Genomic DNA, 17,225 nt, shown 5'->3' with positions numbered 1-17,225 from the left:
ATCACGCTGTTGAGCTGGGACTTTACTGGTCCGAGCAGCGTCGCAGCCACCAAGCTCGAGCACGCAGGCACCACTTCAAGCGGCACCTGCGCCTACAGGTCCTACAGATCTAGCTATGTAGTACTAGCGGGCTTGGGTGCCTGGCGCAGGCGTTCGACGAGTTCGGCACCGGACTTGCCGCCGGTGTAGCGGCATCGGCGCAGGAACGCCGTCATCGTGGTGGCGTTCAGCTTGGCGGCCGATTGCGGGCTGGGGAAGCGTTCCAGGAACGACAGCGAGATGTCGGAGTCCAGGTGAGAGAACAAACGAGCAGCGCCAGGCCAGTGCGCCTCCAGCAGGGCCCGCAGCTGGTTGACGGCGCTGACGCGGGCGGCGACGAGGTCGCTGCGCTGGCGTGACAGGGCTTGGATCTCCAGCGTATGCGCCTTGGTGGGGTGAGGAACCGCAGGTGGGGTGCGCCGGAGCGGAGCAGGTCGGCCAGCATGAAGCTGTCGAAGGCGTCGCTCTTGGCGCGGGAGGCGCCCCAGCGGGGACGCATCGCGGTGAAGGTGCCAGGGTGGATGGCCACGACCGGGTGCCCGGCGGCCAGCCGCCGGTCGACGACCAGTCCCTTGCTGGTCTCAATCGCGACGGGCGCCTGAGTGGGATCGCCGTAGGAGGCCAGGCGGCGCAGGGTGGTGGTGATGCCGTCTTCGGTGTGACTGAGGTTCCATCGCTGGGTGGTGGCGCCGGTCTCATCCAGTACGGTGACCGCGTGCCGCTGACTACCCCAGTCCCATCCCACGGTGTGACTCCTTCCGCTGCAGGTCACCTCAAGGGGGTTCGGTGAGGACGTCTGCCGGAAGCTCATTACTGCGGCCCTCAAGACGGGGCTCTTTCCTGATGCCGATCTCGACGCCCTCGTCCCGGCGGGGCCGGCGCCACTGCACGCGAGCCGTCAAGCGGCGATCCGATCGCAGGCCATGCACCCGCCGGGCCGAGAGGTGACAACCCGTCAAAGGGCTGCCTACCCAGGATCTCTTAAGGAGCGATCGCCACGGCCTTGATGATCATCCGGCGGCGGTTCCCGGCTGGTGGCCACGAGAAACAGCTCCGTGACCGTCGGCACCAAACTCGTGGTACGACCCTGGTCTGCCACTCCGATGTAATCGCATCACCACGCGTGGCTTGCGAGGCATGGACTTCGCTTTCCGATTCTGTTGAAATCCTGAGACATTCGGCCGTCACGGGGAGATATTCATGACCGCTTCCATCATCGCGCCCTTCGGACGGTGGCCGTCGCCGATGACGGGTCTCGATGTTGCCGCCGTCGATGCGACGGTGGAGTGGATCGACTTCGTCGGTCACCGTGAGTGTTGGGTCGAGAACCTTCCGATTGACGACGGCCGGGACGCCCTGATGGCCTTCGATGGCGATCACATCACCGAGCTGCTGCCCGGCCGACACGTTCGGTCACGGATCATCGAATATGGTGTCCGGCCCTGGGCTCCGGTCGGCGCGGACGGCGTGGTCTTCAGCGATGTCGCAGACGGCCGGGTTCATCGCCCGTTCCCGGATGGCGAGGTTCGGCCGCTGACACCCGTTGCGGAGGGCGTCCGCTACGGCGACTTCACGATCTGGCGCGAGTCGGAGGTGTGATGCCTCCGCGAGGAGGCTGCGGCGCGCAGCCCTGTGGCGTTCCCGCTCGACGGTTCGGCGTCCACCGACCTCGGGCGGATCCGGGTGCTGGCCGCCACGCACCGGTTCCTGACCGGTCCCCGCCTGTCGACCGGCGGCGACCGCGTCGCCCGGCTCGGCTGGGAGGTGGCGACCGTGCGTGCCGACGGCACGCTGTTCGAGCCGCAGGTCTGGATCGGCGGTCCCGGCGAGTCGATCTCCCAGGTCGAGTGGTCACCGTCCGAGCCGGACACTGCTCGCCATCACCGACCGATCCGGCTGGTGGAACCCCCGCCGCCCTGCGACCGGACCGGTCGGTGATGGCGCTCTGCCCAATGCCACACGACTTCGCGGACGCGTTGTGGCGCATCGGCTGGCGCTGGTGTGCGCCGCTGAACGACGGGCGACTCGCGGTGGTGCACGGTGACGGTGAGATGTCCCTCGGCGTACTCCACGTCGGCCGCCTCACCGACGTCGCCTCGTCCTTTACCGAGTGGGCCTCGGTGGCGACAGACGGCCGACGCATCGCGGCGACGGATGAGCTGCCGCCGTGCGTGGTGTTCGTCCACGGTGAATCCACCTACCGCAGCCACCTGACCCGTCGTCAGGAGATCACGTTCTTCACGAGCCGCGGCTTCCTCGTGGTCGACGTGCAGCACGGCGGGTCCACCAGACGCGGCGGCGCCCATCGCGACCGGCTGATCGGACAATGGGGCGTGCTCGAGGTCGCCGACTGCGCCGCCGTGGTGCGGGGCACTCGTTGCCGAGGGCGCCATCGACCCCCGCCCGGTGGCCATTCGCGGCGGCAGCGCGAGCGGGTGGACCACCGCGGTGGCGCTGACCGCATCCGACGACCTCTACGCGGCCGGGTGCAGCTCCTATCCGTCCTCGACCTGCCCTTATGGCATGGCTCCGGCACACACGACTTCGAGTCCCACTATCTGCTGTCGATGGTGGGCGATCCGATCGAGGACGCGGCCGAGTTCCGCCGCCGTTCGCCGTCGCATCGTGGCGCCGGGCTGCGTGCCCCGCTGCTGATCCAGCAGGGCCTTGCCGACACCATCTGCCGCCCCGAGCAGGTCGAGCTGTGCCGCTCGCGGGTGCCCTCAGACCTTGTGACCTGTGTCTTCTTCGAGGGCGAGGGCCACGGATTCCGCAAGGCGGCCACCATCGACGCCTCCCTCACCCGGGAACTACGGCATTACCAGGATGTTTTCTGCGGCGAGCTCCGGATCGCCGGAAGGGACGAGGCATGATCGAGTACATCTTCCCGCTCTCCTTCGCACAGGAACGGCTGTGGTTCGTCCACGAGTTGCATCCCGACTCGCCGACCTACAACATCGCTATGGTGCTGCGGCTGCGCGGCGAGTTCGACGAACCCGCCATGCGGGCCGCGCTGAACGACGTCGTGGCCCGCCACGACGCCCTGCGCACGTACTTCTCGGTGATCGACGGCACGCCGAGGCAGGTGGTCCGCGACTCGTGGCCGATCGGGTTCGAAGTGGACGACCTGCGGGCGATGCCCGCGACCGAGCGGGCGAGCGAGGTGGACCGGCGGGTGGATGCCTTCCGGTACACACCCTTCGACATCGCGCACGACCGGTTGATCAGGGCGTCGGCGATGCGCGAGACCGACGACGAGACGGTGATGCTGTTGGCGCTGCACCACATCGTCTGCGATGGATGGGCGCAGGATGTGCTGCTGCGGGAGCTGGCCGGGAGCTATCGCGCCGCGATCGAGGGCCACTCGGCCGACCTGCCCGAACCGGAGATCCAGTACCCGGACTTCGCGGTGTGGCAGCGCGAGCGGGTCGAGGAGGGCGCCGATCGCGCGGCGCTCGACTACTGGTGCGACAAGCTGGCCGGCGCGGTGTCCAGTGAGCTGCCCGGCGACTTCGCCCGTGGCCAGGCGGACCCGGTGGCGGGCGCCCGGCACACCTTCGTCATCCCGGCCGAGGTCGTCGACCGGCTGAAGCCGATGCTCGCGCAGGAGCAGGCGACCACCTTCATGATGCTGCTCGCGGGCCTCGACATGCTGCTGGCCCGGCTCACCGGCACCGACGACGTGCTTATCGGCACCTCCGTGGCGGGCCGCACCCGCCCCGAACTCGACTCGGTGATCGGATGCTTCCTCAACACCCTGGTGTTGCGCACCGACCTGAGCGGCGACCCCACGTTCCGTGAGGTGCTGCGCCGGGCCAGGGACACTGCGCTGGGCGCGCTCGAACATCAGGACCCGCCGTTCGAGCAGGTGGTGGCCGCTCTCGAGGTGCCCCGCGACATGAGCCGGGCGCCGCTGTTCCAGGTGATGTTCGTCTACCAGAACGTGCCCTCCGACGACGTCACGCTGCCTGGCCTGGATGGCACGCTGGAGCTGCTGACCAACGAGACCTCCAAATTCGACATCCTGCTGGACGCCTATGCGGATCCGCAGGGCATCGTTTGCCGGTTGGAGTATCTTGCCGGGCTGTTCGAGCCGCGCACCATGGAGCTGTTCGGCAGCCAGCTGATCCGGCTCTTGGTCGCCGTCGCCAAGGATCCCGACCGGCGTCTGTCACAGTTGGAGCTGGTCGACCCGATGGAGCCGGAGGCGTGGAGCGAGACGCATACTCCGGTCGGCCGTCTCCTCGAATTACAGACCCGGCGCCGTCCGGACGCGCCGGCCATCCGCACCCCCGAGCGCACGACGACCTACGCGGAGGTGTTTACCGCGGCACAAGAGTTCGCCGACCGACTGCACGAGCGTGACCTCCGACCGGGTGAACCGGTCCCGCTGACTGCAGAGACCCTCGAGGACAGAGCGGCTGGCCTGTTCGGCATCCTGATGGCTGGCGGCTCGCTAGCCTTGCCGGAATTGTTTACCGGTGACCATGCGGCTGCGGCAGTGCACTGGCTGCGCGAAGCGCTCTCCGACGAGGAGTTGTCCGCGATGGCGGCTGGCGACCTTCTCGAACTGCTGGGTCCGCTGTGCTGGGGCGGCACCGTCCATATCGAAGGAAACACGCAGCCAGCGGTCGCCCTGGCCATGGTCCCGAAGCTCGGCGCTCCGATCCCGGACGTGTCCGCCCGGCGACGGATCGCCGTGTACACCCCCGCAGGCCTGCCATGCGCCATCGTGGCGAGCGATGGTCTGTCGGCGCTGCCGATCGAAGGTGTGGAGATACGACTATTGGACGGGGCCGGGCATCCGGTGCCGGTCCGTCGCCCCGGGATAGTCCATATCGGAGGCGTGCCGGTCGACGACCTTTGCCGTTGGCGTGACGACGGTGCGCTGGTGCCAGGCCTGTCGGTCGGGCCGGAGACCGGGTCACACGGCGCGGACGGCACCGACGCCGCCGACGCCGCTGACGACGACGAGGTGCTCGAGCGGGTGGTCACCGTCTGGCGGGAGGTGCTTGGGCTCGATCAGGTTTCACCCGACGTGAACTTCTTCGACCTCGGCGGGCACTCGTTGGCGATGGTGCGGGTGCAGGCGGCCCTCGCGAAGGAGTTCGACCGCAGGCTGCCGCTGCTGCAACTGTTCGCCCATCCCACCGCGCGCTCGCTGGCGAGGATGATCGGCAGTCGCGATGTCGAGGCCGCTGCGACCGTGGCGACGATCGAACCGGTGGAACCGGTGGAGGGTTTTCCGCCGTTGGCGGTCATCGGGATGGCGTGCCTGTTCCCCGGCGCGGCCGGTACCGACGAGTTCTGGCGCAACCTCCTCGACGGTGTCGACAGCACGCAGGAGCTGACCGATGACGAGCTGCGCGCGGCCGGGCTGACCGAGGAGGAGTTCCACGCCGGCAACTATGTGCGGCGGATAGGCCTGGTGCGTGGCGGCGATCTGTTCGATGCGGGCTACTTCGGCATGAGTGGTCGCGAGGCCGAGCTGGTCGACCCGCAGCAGCGTTTCTTCCTGGAGACGGCGCATGACGCGCTGCAGGACGCGGGTTATGACATCGAGCAGTTCTCCGGCCGCATCGGGCTGTTCGGAGGTACCGGCCTGAATCTTTATGGCTGGCTCAACGTGGCGCTGAATCCGGCCAAGTCGGAGCTCACCCACCTGCAAGGTCTGCTCGCCGTCGAGAAGGACCACGCGGCCACCCGCGCCGCCTACAAGCTCAATCTGCGCGGGCCGGCGTTGTCGGTGCAGACCGCCTGCTCGACCTCGCTGGTGGCCGTCTGCACGGCGGCCAAGGCGCTGGCGATGGGCGAATGCGACATCGCTGTGGCGGGCGGCACCAACATGACGGCGAATCCGAGCGGCTACCACTACACGCCTGGGGGCATCACCTCACCGGATGGTCGGTGCCGCGCCTTCGACGCTGACTCGGGCGGCACGACACCGGGCATGGGTTCGGGATTCGTGGTGCTCCGGCCGCTGCGCGACGCCGTGGCCGCCGGTGACACGGTACACGCCGTCATCATCGGTGCGGCGACCAACAACGACGGTTCCGACAAGGTGGGTTACACCGCACCGAGCATCTCCGGGCAGGAGGCGGTGTTGCGAGCCGCGCATCGGACGGCGCGGATCGATCCGCGTTCGATCGGCTATGTCGAGGCGCACGGCACGGGCACGGCGCTGGGCGACCCCATCGAACTCTCGGCGCTCAACCGGGCTTTCGGTGATATGAAGGTGAACTGCGCCATCGGCTCGGTGAAGAGCAACATCGGTCACCTCGACGCCGCGGCCGGAGTGGCCGGATTCATCAAGGCGACCCTGATCGTCCGCAATGGAGTGATCCCGCCGAGTCTGCATTACAGGGCGCCCAATCCCGAGATCGAGTTCGGCGGGTTCAGGGTGAACACCGAGATTACGCCGTGGCCGGCGGGCTATGAGCGGCGGCGGGCGGGCGTCAGCGCGTTCGGTGTCGGTGGCACCAACGCGCACGTGGTGCTGGAGGAGGCTCCGGCGATCGCGCCGAGCGACCCGCCCGGATCGTCGGAGCTGATCGTGCTGTCCGCCGATGGAGAGGAGTCGCTTCGGAAGTCGGCGGACCGGCTCGCCGCTCATCTCGACGCGCATCGCGACCTCAATCTGGCCGATGTCGCCTTCACCCTCCAGGTGGGACGGCGTGCCCGGCCTCTGCGGCTGGCGTTGGAGGCGCGCGATGTGGCCGACGCGGTGACCGCGCTTCGTTCGTGGGATCTCACGCGGCTGCGGATCCGGCGAACCGGCCCAGGCTGTCCGACCGTGCGGGAAGGAGACGTGGCCGAGGCCTGGCTGGCCGGCGCGTCGATCGCCTGGTCGGGGCTTCATGTGGGCAAGCGTCGGCGCCGGATTCCACTGCCGACCTACGCCTTCGACAAACGTCGCTACTTCGTCGAGATCGAGCAGCCCGGCGTCGACGAGCACCGAAGGGACACGGTCTACCTTCCGACCTGGACTCGTGTGCTCGGCGACAATCCCCGTCAGGGCACGCACTGCTTCGTCATCCACGACGGCTCAGCGCTGGCCGAGGAACTGGTGGCCGGGCTGTCCGCGATCGGTGCCCGGGTGGTGCCGCTCGGCGTCGACGACGATCTGATGGCGTCGGTGCGAGCGCTGCGGGCGGAGGCGACCGCGCCTACCACGATCGTCCACTGCGTAGGGTCCGATGTGGAGGATCTGACCGGGTATCGATCGCTGCTTGCCCTCGCCCGCACCCTGGCGACAGAGCACGTGGCGGAGGAGGTCGTGGTGATCACCGATGCCGGTCAGGCGGTCGCTGGTGAGCGCGCCCTCAACCCGTTTGCGGCGATGCAGCGGGCGCTCGCGGTGGTGATGCAGCAGGAGTTGTTCGGCCTCACGTGCCGCACCATCGATGTGGCGACCTGCGTCGACACGGTGCCGGTGGCGGCCCATCGCGCGGCGGCCGAGGCCCTTTCGCCTGCGGTCGGTCCGCTGGTGGCGCTTCGTGGAAGCGATAGGTGGGTACCGCATTACGCCCCCCTGCGTTTGCCGGAGCCCCCGGAACGTACGACGCTGCGGGAGCACGGCACCTTCCTGGTGCTCGGTGCCGGTGGCGTCATCGGCCGCGCCATCGCCCGCCGGTTGGCGCGCCGGGCCCGGGCCCGACTGGTGCTGGTGCAGCGCAGCGCCTGGACCGACGAGGCGTTCCTTACTGAGCTGACCGACTGTGGCGCCGAGGTGATGACGGCGCGGGCCGACATCACCGATGTGGTCGCGTTGCGGGAAGTCACGGCTGCTGCGGAGAAGCGCTTCGGCGCTGTGCACGGCGTCGTCAACACCGCCGGTGTGGTGCATGAGGACTACGCGATGCTGCTGCCGGACCTGGACGACGAGGTGTGCGATCGCAACTTCCGGGCGAAGCTGGCCGTGACCGACGCCCTCTGGCAGGTCTTCGGCGATCACGAGCTCGACTTCTGCGTACTGGCGAGTTCCGTGTCGGCCGTGCTCGGCGGCCTTGGCTATGGGGCCTACGCCGCCTCGAACGCCTATGTGGACACTTTCGTCGAGCGGGCCCGGCGAGGCCGGCCGAATCGATGGATGGCGATCGACTGGGACGCCTGGCGGAATGAGACGGCCGAGGCCGGCTCGCCGCTGGGCATCTCTTTGGAGCGGCACGCCCTTACCTCGGAGGAGGGTGGTGACCTGTTCGAGCGGATGGTGACGGGGGAGCCGCCGGCCCGCCTGGTCACCTCCACCACGGATCTCCATGCTCGGCTGGAGGACTGGGTGAATTCGGTTGCCGAGCGTCCCGAGACGTCCTCCCGGAGGTATCCGCGGCCGGAGCTGAAGACGGCCTTCGTGGCGCCGCGCACCGCCGTGGAGTCGCTTCTGGTCGAGATCTGGTCGGAGATTCTGGGCCTGGAGCGGGTCGGTGTCTTCGACGACTTCTTCGACCTCGGCGGCGATTCGTTGCTCGCGCTGCATCTGGTCGATGGGATGGAGGCAAGGTTCGGTCGGTCGGTGCCGCTGGAGGCGGTGTTGACCTCGACCACGATCGAGCGCCTTGCCGAGCTGATCTCCCAGGGCTCGGAGGGCTCGTCGGTGGTGGTGCCGTTGGGCGGTGACGGTGCGGCGTCGCTGTTCCTCATCCACCCCCTGGCAGGCACCGTGCTGTGCTATCGCGGGCTGGGCGAACGGCTTGGTGTCACGCTCTTCGGCGTGCAGTCGCCCGGTCTGGTGGAGGATCCCGAGCAACCACTGTCCTTTATGGATCTGGTAGAGCGCTATCACGCGGAGATCAAATCGGTGCAGTCGGAGGGGCCCTACCTGGTCGGTGGCTATTCGATGGGTGGTGGGCTCGCGTTCGAGGTGGCCCGCCGCCTTGTCGACGGCGGTGACGAGGTGGCTTGGGTCGGCTCGATCGATGGGTACCCGCCACAGCGCGGCTCGGCGTTCTTCGACAACGCCGAGCTGATGGCCGAGTCCATGCGTGAACTGCTGACCGGCGTCGGCATCACCGCCGACCCGGCGACGATGACGTCCCTGCCGCCGGAGGTCGACAGTGGACGGTTCGCCGATCGGGTCGACGTGGTGGCCGAGTGGATGCGCGGGCACCGCCTGCTGTCGCCGAACGCCGATGTGCGGCGACGGGCCCGGCTGCTGCTGGTCGGCGTCGACAACCGCAACGCTTATCACCGTTGGCAGCCGGGCGAGTTCGGCAGCCGGATGAACGTCTACGCGACCAGCGAGTCCGCCGAGGTGATCGGCGCCGACACCCTGGGCTGGCAGCGCTTCGCGCGGGCCGAGGGTCAGGTCATCACCGGATCACACGAGCGCCTGTTGACCGAGCCGATGCTGACCGAGTTGGTCGGGAGATTGCGCCGGGACGTGGCGGCGCCTCGATAGCGAGGATCAGGACAGCCGGAGGGCGACATCGAGAGAGATGTCGCCCTCGACGGCCGCGAGCACCTGATCCATGTGGTCGCGGTGGAAGAAGTGGCCACCGGGGAAGACCAGCGCCTTGAACGCGGCCGAGGTGTGGCGCTCCCACTCGCGCACTTGCTCAAGTGGGACATGGATGTCGTCCTCTCCGGTCAGCCCCGTGATCGGATAGGGCAGCGGCGCGCCGACCCCGGTGCGATGGTTCTCCGCGATGATCAGGTCACCACGCAGGGAAGGCACGATGAGGTCCAGATATTCACGCCGGTCCAGCAGCTCGACCGGGATGCCACCGATGGCTGCGAGGCCCCTGATGAGCTCGTCGGTGGGCAAGTCGGCGAGCCGGGGGCCGGAGAGCGGGAGATGCGGCGCCCGCGCGCCGGAGGCGAACAGCCGCAAGGGTTGTGGCCCGCCGCGTCGCAGCAGCTCCTGCGCCACTTCATAGGCAATGACGGCGCCCATGCTGTGCCCGAAGATGGCGAAGGGCAGATCCGCGGCAGCAGCCATCACATCGGCCAGGGTCCGCGCCATTGCGTGAATGTCGGTGATGGCCGGCTCCTCGATGCGGGTCTCCCGGCCGGGCAGCTGTGCCGCGCACACCTCGATGTGCGTGGGCAGGCCGCGCGCCCATGCCGTGTAGGAGGAAGCGCCGCCCCCTGCGTGGGGTAGGCAAAACAATCGAATCCGGGCTTGCGGTCGGGGCACCGGGATGCGGATCCAGGAACTGCTCGAACTGTTCACGGTCACAGACTCGTGGCCGGACGGTTCACCGACAAGACCATCGCTGCGCCGCATTAGCCGAACGATGGCGACCTGATGAGCCGGTTGTCTCCTGCGTCACGCCCATGCCATCCCAACGAAAGCAAACCCAGTCCGCTCTGGCTTGTTTCTCTGCCCTGACTACCCGGCATAGAGGTTAGGGGTGCGCGGCCATGTGCTTGCGCAGGCTCAGCGGACGCATGTCGGTCCACACCTCCTTGATGTGGGCCAGGCACTCCGCCTTCGAGCCGGTGGGGCCGCTCTGCTTCCACCCCGCCGGCAGGTCACGGTCGGCCGGCCAGATCGAATACTGCTCCTCGTGGTTGATCACGACCACATAGGTGCGGTTGTCGTCATCTTGAAACATCGTGTTGCTCCTCCTTGTTGTCCGTTATGACTTTGGCCGAAGCTGTTCTTCGATGAAGGTGAGCAGCGCCATGAAGCGCTGGGCCACCTCGAACGGGTCGGAATGTGCGGGCCCCCAGGCGGCCACGTGGCCGTCGTCGTGCCGAACGATGACGAGATCCGTGTCCACGGCCGCGAACACGTGTGCCAACTCCCCCGCGTCAGGAAGCACCACTACAGATGCCCGGGGCGGATCCCCGATGTGGCAGGACGGGTGGCGTCCGGCGACATCGCGCATGAAGGTGCCGCGGCGCTCGGCGTGGGCGAGGTCGGCGGCGAGCGCCTCGACGGCGGCGGAGAAGCCGGTGGTCGGGTCCGGCACCGACACCGGGAGCACGATGCTCCAATGTGACCACAGATCGCCGACCAGTTGCTGGGCGCGGCGCGAGCTCCACAGCGGTGGGGTGTCGTCCATCCCGAAGCCGCCGCGTAGGCCGGGATGGCGCTGCCAGCCGCACAGCAGCGCAGCCAGTGCGGTGTGTTCGTTGTTTGTGGACAGATCGGCGGGCGGGTTGGCCTGGTGTGCCTTGACGAATCGGCCGGACCCGCGTTTGCCGGTGGGAATCGCGGCGCTCTCCAGGCGGTCGACCCAGAATGGTTCGAAGCGATGGGCCTGCCTGCCTATCTCGTCGATGCGGTGCAGTTGCTCGGGGGCGGGTGCAGCCAGGATGGTACCCACCTGGAAGAAGGAGGGGTCGAGCTTGTGCCCGCCGGTCGTGACCGGATCGCCCGCGACCAGGTCGGTGGTCCTGGTGGCGATCACCGGCTTGCCCGCTACGACCTCGACGATGGTGCCTGGAGGCTGGGTCGATGGACGACCGGTGGACCTGGCGGCGCGTACCAGGACCACCTCGTCGTGGTGGGTCAGCTTCACCACGCCGAACGAGTTGTCGAACGGACCGGCTTGACCGGCACGCGACCAGCGCTCCAGCTCCTCGGCGGAACGATCCCAGGTGATGATGCCGGTGTGTGGCAGACGGTCCGATCTGGAGCGATAACAGCCGCCGGGCTCCTGTGGGGTCGGCCGCAGGTCTCCGGACGTGAGCTGCTTGAGCAGCGTCTCGAAGGTGCGCAGGCCGTGGTCGAAGCACTTGATGTTCAGTGAGAGCAGGGTTTCGTCCGGGTCGATCGGGAACCGTTGCTGCACCAGGATGTCGCCACCGTCGATCTCCACGGTCATGCGGTGCCAGGTGACGCCGTGTTGGCGTGCGTCGTCCACAATCGCCCATGATGTCTGGGCGACGCCTGAGTAGTGCGGCAAGGGTGAGCTGTGGAAATTGATGGCCATTCCGGTGGGTACCGCGAGGTCGTCCGCGCTGAGAATAGCCTTGTGGGCGATGCTGAACAGATGATCCGGGCGGTGTTGGACGGGCGCCTCGGCCATGTCGGCGAACACGCGTATCCGATGCTCGCCGGCCCACGCGATCGCACCGGCCTCGGTGCTGACCACCGCCTGGATGTCGTGACCATGGGCGCGCAGCAGGTCACCGCAGGCGCCGAGCAGCGATCCTGAGCCGACCAGCCACGCGCTGAAACGTCCGTCCGCCATGGCTAGTGGCCGACCTCGACCGGCCCACCGGCCAGTCGGTTGGCGAGCGCGGCTACATCGCTGATGCTGCGGAAGTTGGCGATGTCGAGGTCGGCTCCGGTCACCTCGACCCCGTAGCGCTGCTCCAACCACATCACCAGCTGGATGGCGAACAGCGAGTTCACGTAGCCCGTCGCGAACATATCGTCATCGTCGGGGACGCTGTCGTTGCCGCTGTTCTCGTGGACGAACCGACGCACCTCGGCGAGAACCGTCATCGTGCTGCTCCTGTCATGACCGAGTTGTACTCGTGGAAACCGGCCCCCGACTTGCAGCCCAACCGGCCGGCCGCGACCAGTTGTCGAAGCAGCACACAGGGGCGGTACTTGGGGTCCTGGAAGTTCTCCAACAGCACCTCCAGGGAGAGCAGGACCGTGTCCAGCCCGATGAGGTCGGCCGTCTCCAGCGGACCCATCTGGTGTCCGAAGCACTGCTTGAAGAGCATGTCGATGTCGACGGCCGAGGAAACATCCTCGTGCAACGTGTAGACCGCCTCATTGATGGTGAGCATCAGCACGCGGTTGGTGACGAACCCGGGGGAGTCGTTGACCACGATGTGTGCCTTGCCAAGCGACTCCATCAGCGCTCCGGTGAGGGCGATGGTCTCCGCGGAAGTGTGGTACCCCTTGATCACCTCGACGAGCGGTTTCATGGGCGCGGGGTTCATGAAGTGGGTGCCGATCACACGGTCCGCACGGCCGGTGAGCCCACCGATCCGGGTGATGGGCACCGCTGAGGTGTTGACGCCGAAGACCGTGTGCGAGGGGCAGATCCGGTCCAGGTCGGGGTAAATGCCCGCCTTGACCTCCCAGCGCTCGGTGGCGTTCTCCACCAGATAGTCCACATCGGACAGTTCCCCGAGGTCGGTGGTGAAGGTGATGATTTTGAGGGTCGCCTCCACATCCACCGTCGAACCGGCGAACAGACGCCGGGTGCGCAGGCCGTTGTGTATGGCTTGGCGCGCGCGGACGAGAGCCGACGAGTCATTGTCCACCAACACGGTGGGGTAGCCGTTCTCCGCCATCAGCTGCGAAACGCCGATTCCCATGGTGCCGGCACCGACGACCCCGACAGTTCGAATAGTCAAAGTCCTCTCCTCGCGAATTCAGATATCGGACGGGCGCAGCGTCTCCGGCCACGCCCGCGGGTCGGTGCCGTGCTGGGACACGATCGCCAAGGTGAGCCGCTCGAGTCCGACTCCGACACAGGCCGAGTGGATCGACTCGCCCTCCGCACCGGTGATTGCGAAAGCGTCACCGAAGTGTTGGTCGTGGAAGTTGAACGAGGCGCAGGCGATGTCCCGACCACCCCCGATCGGCAGCCGCAGCTCGAACTTCAGCTCAAGCAGCCGCTGCGACGAGATCCGCGCGGCGGTGGCCGCACCCACGAAGAACGGGTCGCTGGCCACCTCGCATCGACCCCCCAAGCCCCAGCTCTCCACCAGCTCACAGACGCTGCGCATGATGCGCTCGCGCGTCTGCCGGGCGTAATCGCGGGAGCCGAGGAATACCATCTCTCGAATGGTGAAGTCCCAAAGTCGGGACAACCCCTCGTGATAGCGGGACTCGTGCCTGAACGACTTGCCACGCGCGGTTATCGCCATCGGCTCGCCCAGGCGTCGACCGGACAGCTGCTGGAAGGTGTGGTAGCACATAGTCGGGGGCAGGCAGTAGTCGGTGTTCCCGCACATCGCGAGCAGGTCGTCGCCGAAGGCGAGCCGATCGCTGAACGCTGCGTAGGTGTCGCTGTCACCGTGCAGCCGTGTCACGAACATCAGATGCTGTGGGAACGAGCGCATGTAGCCGCACTGCCGCAGCGTCTCGGTGCGCATCAGGGTGGGGTAGCGGTACTGAACCGCTCCGGTCTCGCGACGCACCAAGGCCACCAACTGCCGATCGGCGTTGTCCAGCAGTGTCAGCAACGGCTCGGCGAGCGCCATCTGGCCCTCGCCCATCGGCACCACCAGGCCCTCGTCACACAGTCGCGCGAAGTCGGGCATCCCGTCCGGCGCCTCGTGGCTGCTGCGCCAGTACACCTTGACGGGGCCGACCCGCTGGTGCCGGATGTCGTTGGCGATGACGGTGTGCAGCCTGCGGTGCAGTTGGTCGGTGGAGACGGTGTCGCGAGTGGATAGTCGCACCCCGGTCAACAGGCCGTCACTGCCGTCAATGGTGAACTCGACGATCTCCTCGGCCAGGAAGTAGATGCGGCGGGCGAGCTCCTGCCGGAACTCCTCACGCAGCGGAGTCTCCAGATGGACGATGTGCACGTTGGCCACTAGGGCACCATCCTTACAGCCAAATCGCAGCCAGAGGTTGACACATGTGGTGTCATGCCCGCACCGCCTGCCCGGTCGGTTCGCGCCTCGCGCCGAGGCCGGACGGCAGCCCGAGCAACTGGGCGATCGCCTCACGCTGCATCTGCGACGTGCCGGCGTAGATGGTACCCGCAAGGGCGTCACGCACCTCGCGCTCGATGCCCCACGCGGTGAGGTAACCGCGCGCGCCGTGCAGTTGCATGAGGGACAGCGCGGTGTCGCGGACGGTCTCGCTGACATAGAGCTTGAGCATGGCTGACTCGAGCAGCGCCGTCCGATCCCGCTGATGCAGCCAGGCCACCTTGTAGAGCAGCAGGCGGGCCAGCTCCAGCCGCAGGTTGGCGTCGGCCAAATCGTGCGCGACGCTTTGGAAGGCGCCGATCGGTCTGCCGAACTGCTGTCGGCTTTTCGCCTGCCGCATGCCGGCCTCGACCAGCCGGCGCAGCACACCGACCTGGCTCGCGAACATCATGCCGCGCTCCCACGCCGCGGTGGCGGAGAAGATGTGGTGGCCGTCACCCTCGACGCCGAGCATGTGATCGGCGGGGATGCGGCACTCGTCGAAGGTGATCTCGCCCATGGGGCAGCTGCGCAGGCCCGACTTGTCGAAGGTGTCGGTGACCGCGACACCGGGCATGTCACGGGTAACGACGAAGGCCGACAGCGCCCGCTGCGGAGCGGCCGCGTCAGAGGTGCGGGCGAAGACGATGAAGACATCGGCGACCGGACCGTTGCTGACAAATGACTTCACGCCGTTGAGCACCCAATGGTCGCCGGACCGCTGGGCTACGGTCTCCATGGCCGCGATGTCGGACCCCGCTCCGGCCTCGGTGAGCGCGTGCGCGCCGATCATGCGGCCGAAGACCAGTTCCGGAAGGAAACGCGCGCGCAGGGAGTCGCTGCCGTGGCGGGTCAGGTAGACCGCACAGGCCCACAGATGATTGTTGACCGCGAACACCAACCCGTTGTCGTGGCAGCCGTAACCAAGCGCTTCCAGCGCCAGCACCGTGTCGAACAGATCCAGCCCGCCACCGCCGTACTCGCGGGGCACCGGCCAGCCCAGGACGCCGAAGTCGGCGCAGCGGCGCCAGCCCGCGAGATCGAAACTGCCCTCGCGATCGTGAAATTCAGCCTCGGTGCCCAACTCCGACTGGGCGAACCGAATCACCCGTGACTGCAGATTCCGTTGTTCGGCGGAGATCGAGAAATCCATGTGACTCCTTGTGAGCTCGTCGGAGCAATCTTCAGCAGGGGTGGCATCGCCGAGCCATCGGTCGCTCACTCATCCGCCATGGAGCCCGCAACGGTCGACATACATCCATTGCTGTCCAGCTGATCGGTTGATTGGCTGTTGGTCGCCCGCCTACTGATCACGTGGCGGCGACACGACCATCCGGCTGGAGGCCCTGCATGTCGTTCGTCCACACGCTCCGCACGGAGCCGCATTTCCGCAAGCTCTGGTACGGACATGCGCTGTCGCTGATCGGCACCACGGTGACCGACCTGGCGTTGCCGTTGACCGCCGCCGTCTATCTGGGCGCCAGTCCGGTGCAGATGGGTGTGCTGGGCGCGATGGATGGCCTGCCCTGGCTGTTCGGGGGTCTCGTGGTGGGTGCGTTGGTCGACCGGTGGCCGAAGCGTCGGGTCATGCTCACCGCCGACCTGCTGCGCGCGGCGATCATCTTGGTCGTGCCGCTGCTGGCGTGGCTGGGCGGCCTCGACTTCTGGGTGCTCGCGGTGGTGTCGATCTGCATGGCCACCGGTCTGATGTTCTACGACACCGCGTCCAACGCCCTCATGCCGGGCCTGGTCAGACCGTCGTCCTTGATGGCTGCCAATGCCGCGATCCGGCTGAACCTGTCGGTAGGATGGATGGCCGGTCCCGGCATCGGCGGTTGGCTGGTGGCCGTACTGACCGCGCCGTTCGCCCTGATCGTGGACGCGGTGACCTACCTCTGGTCGGCCTTCTTCGTCTCGCGCATGCCCGAGCCGCCACGTAAGGTCGAGGAGCAGGCCAAGACCAGCATCTGGGCCGACATCAAGGAGGGCGGCCGCACGGTGTCGCACCACCCGGTGCTGCGCGCGGTGGTGGGTGGCACGGCCCTGCTGACCTTGGGCAACGGCATCTTCGTCGCCGTCTACATCCTGTTTCTGACTCGGGACCTCGACCAGCCGGCGTGGGCGGTGGCGCTGCCGTACGTGGCGATGGGCGTCTCCGCGGTGGTGGGTTCGCTGACCGTCAGTCGCATCACCAAGCGCTTCGGACTCGGCCCGGCCATGATCGGCGCCGGTTTCCTCAACGTCCTGGCCACCGTGGCGATCCCGCTGACCTCGGTCAGCGCCAAGTGGATCCTGCTCTGGGTGCTGCTGCCGTGGCTTATCTCGGGCTTCGTGACCGCGATCTTCAGCAGCGCGATGAGCACCGTGGTGCAGACCTCCGCACCTTCCCGGCTGCTGGGTCGCGTGTCGGCGACCATGAGCGTGCTGTCCTGGAGTTGTATGCCGCTCGGCTCCCTGATCGGCGGTGTGCTCGGCGTGACCATCGGGCTGCGGGCCACGCTCTTCGTCAGCATCGCCGGCTACGCCGCGGCCCCGGTGCTGTTGCTACTGTCCCCAGCCCGCCAGGCGCGTGAGGCGACAGCGGAGGACGACCAGCCGCAGCCCGCCGAGGTCGGTGCCGAGTAGCC

Annotated in this window: 14 protein-coding genes; 5 read left to right on the top strand and 9 right to left on the bottom strand. The window is 67.6% G+C overall.

Annotated features, from left to right (window positions below; genetic code table 11):
* Positions 1–113 precede the first annotated feature (113 nt).
* Positions 114–305: a hypothetical protein gene (locus ITP53_RS15295; protein WP_195896050.1), complete on the bottom strand. Its 192-nt coding sequence runs from the start codon at positions 303–305 to the stop codon at positions 114–116.
* Positions 227–850, bottom strand: coding sequence for an IS110 family transposase (locus tag ITP53_RS61100; protein ID WP_407941245.1), 624 nt, complete (start codon positions 848–850; stop codon positions 227–229). The genes ITP53_RS15295 and ITP53_RS61100 overlap by 79 nt, the downstream gene beginning before the upstream one ends.
* A gap of 389 nt (positions 851–1,239) precedes the next feature.
* Here ITP53_RS61100 and ITP53_RS15285 point away from each other — a divergent pair, with 389 nt between their 5' ends.
* Genes ITP53_RS15285 through ITP53_RS15265 form a run of 4 tightly spaced genes read left to right on the top strand, consistent with a single transcriptional unit; the run spans position 1,240 to position 9,436 of the window.
* Complete coding sequence (locus tag ITP53_RS15285; RefSeq protein WP_195896046.1) at positions 1,240–1,638, top strand: hypothetical protein; 399 nt, start codon at positions 1,240–1,242, stop codon at positions 1,636–1,638.
* Positions 1,639–1,671: 33 nt separating this feature from the next.
* Positions 1,672–1,977 carry a hypothetical protein gene (locus tag ITP53_RS15280; protein WP_195896045.1) on the top strand — a complete coding sequence of 102 codons (306 nt, stop codon included), beginning with the start codon at positions 1,672–1,674 and terminating at the stop codon, positions 1,975–1,977.
* Between the two features lie 14 nt (positions 1,978–1,991).
* Positions 1,992–2,912, top strand: a complete 921-nt coding sequence (locus ITP53_RS61705) for an alpha/beta hydrolase family protein (protein ID WP_236050836.1) — start codon at positions 1,992–1,994, stop codon at positions 2,910–2,912.
* Positions 2,909–9,436, top strand: a complete 6,528-nt coding sequence (locus tag ITP53_RS15265; protein WP_195896042.1) for an SDR family NAD(P)-dependent oxidoreductase — start codon at positions 2,909–2,911, stop codon at positions 9,434–9,436. The genes ITP53_RS61705 and ITP53_RS15265 overlap by 4 nt, the downstream gene beginning before the upstream one ends.
* 6 nt (positions 9,437–9,442) lie before the next feature.
* Here the strand turns inward: ITP53_RS15265 and ITP53_RS15260 are convergent, their stop codons facing one another.
* The 7 genes from ITP53_RS15260 to ITP53_RS15230 all read right to left on the bottom strand — a co-directional run bounded on the left by ITP53_RS15260 (position 9,443) and on the right by ITP53_RS15230 (position 15,751).
* On the bottom strand, positions 9,443–10,264 hold the full coding sequence (locus ITP53_RS15260) for a thioesterase II family protein (RefSeq protein ID WP_195896041.1): 822 nt from the start codon (positions 10,262–10,264) through the stop codon (positions 9,443–9,445).
* Between the two features lie 121 nt (positions 10,265–10,385).
* The gene (locus ITP53_RS15255) at positions 10,386–10,595 is read right to left on the bottom strand and encodes an MbtH family protein (protein WP_195896040.1); all 210 of its coding nucleotides are present in this window, start codon (positions 10,593–10,595) and stop codon (positions 10,386–10,388) included.
* Positions 10,596–10,619: 24 nt separating this feature from the next.
* Positions 10,620–12,182 carry a formyltransferase family protein gene (locus tag ITP53_RS15250; protein WP_195896039.1) on the bottom strand — a complete coding sequence of 521 codons (1,563 nt, stop codon included), beginning with the start codon at positions 12,180–12,182 and terminating at the stop codon, positions 10,620–10,622.
* Between the two features lie 2 nt (positions 12,183–12,184).
* The gene (locus ITP53_RS15245) at positions 12,185–12,439 is read right to left on the bottom strand and encodes an acyl carrier protein (protein WP_195896038.1); all 255 of its coding nucleotides are present in this window, start codon (positions 12,437–12,439) and stop codon (positions 12,185–12,187) included.
* The gene (locus ITP53_RS15240) at positions 12,436–13,308 is read right to left on the bottom strand and encodes a 3-hydroxyacyl-CoA dehydrogenase family protein (protein WP_195896037.1); all 873 of its coding nucleotides are present in this window, start codon (positions 13,306–13,308) and stop codon (positions 12,436–12,438) included. Before ITP53_RS15240 ends, ITP53_RS15245 begins: the two co-directional genes overlap by 4 nt.
* 18 nt (positions 13,309–13,326) lie before the next feature.
* Complete coding sequence (locus ITP53_RS15235; RefSeq protein ID WP_195896036.1) at positions 13,327–14,499, bottom strand: class-II aminoacyl-tRNA synthetase family protein; 1,173 nt, start codon at positions 14,497–14,499, stop codon at positions 13,327–13,329.
* A gap of 52 nt (positions 14,500–14,551) precedes the next feature.
* Positions 14,552–15,751: an acyl-CoA dehydrogenase family protein gene (locus ITP53_RS15230; protein WP_195896035.1), complete on the bottom strand. Its 1,200-nt coding sequence runs from the start codon at positions 15,749–15,751 to the stop codon at positions 14,552–14,554.
* Positions 15,752–15,948: 197 nt separating this feature from the next.
* Here ITP53_RS15230 and ITP53_RS15225 point away from each other — a divergent pair, with 197 nt between their 5' ends.
* Positions 15,949–17,223 (top strand): MFS transporter, encoded by a 1,275-nt coding sequence (locus ITP53_RS15225; RefSeq protein WP_195896034.1) that lies wholly within the window; start codon positions 15,949–15,951, stop codon positions 17,221–17,223.
* Positions 17,224–17,225: the final 2 nt, after the last annotated feature.

This window comes from Nonomuraea cypriaca (assembly GCF_015645445.1).
In the GTDB taxonomy this organism is placed as follows: Bacteria; Actinomycetota; Actinomycetes; order Streptosporangiales; family Streptosporangiaceae; genus Nonomuraea; species Nonomuraea cypriaca.
The sequence above is the reverse complement of the archived record's forward strand: the minus strand, read 5'-3'. Positions and strand labels throughout refer to the sequence as shown.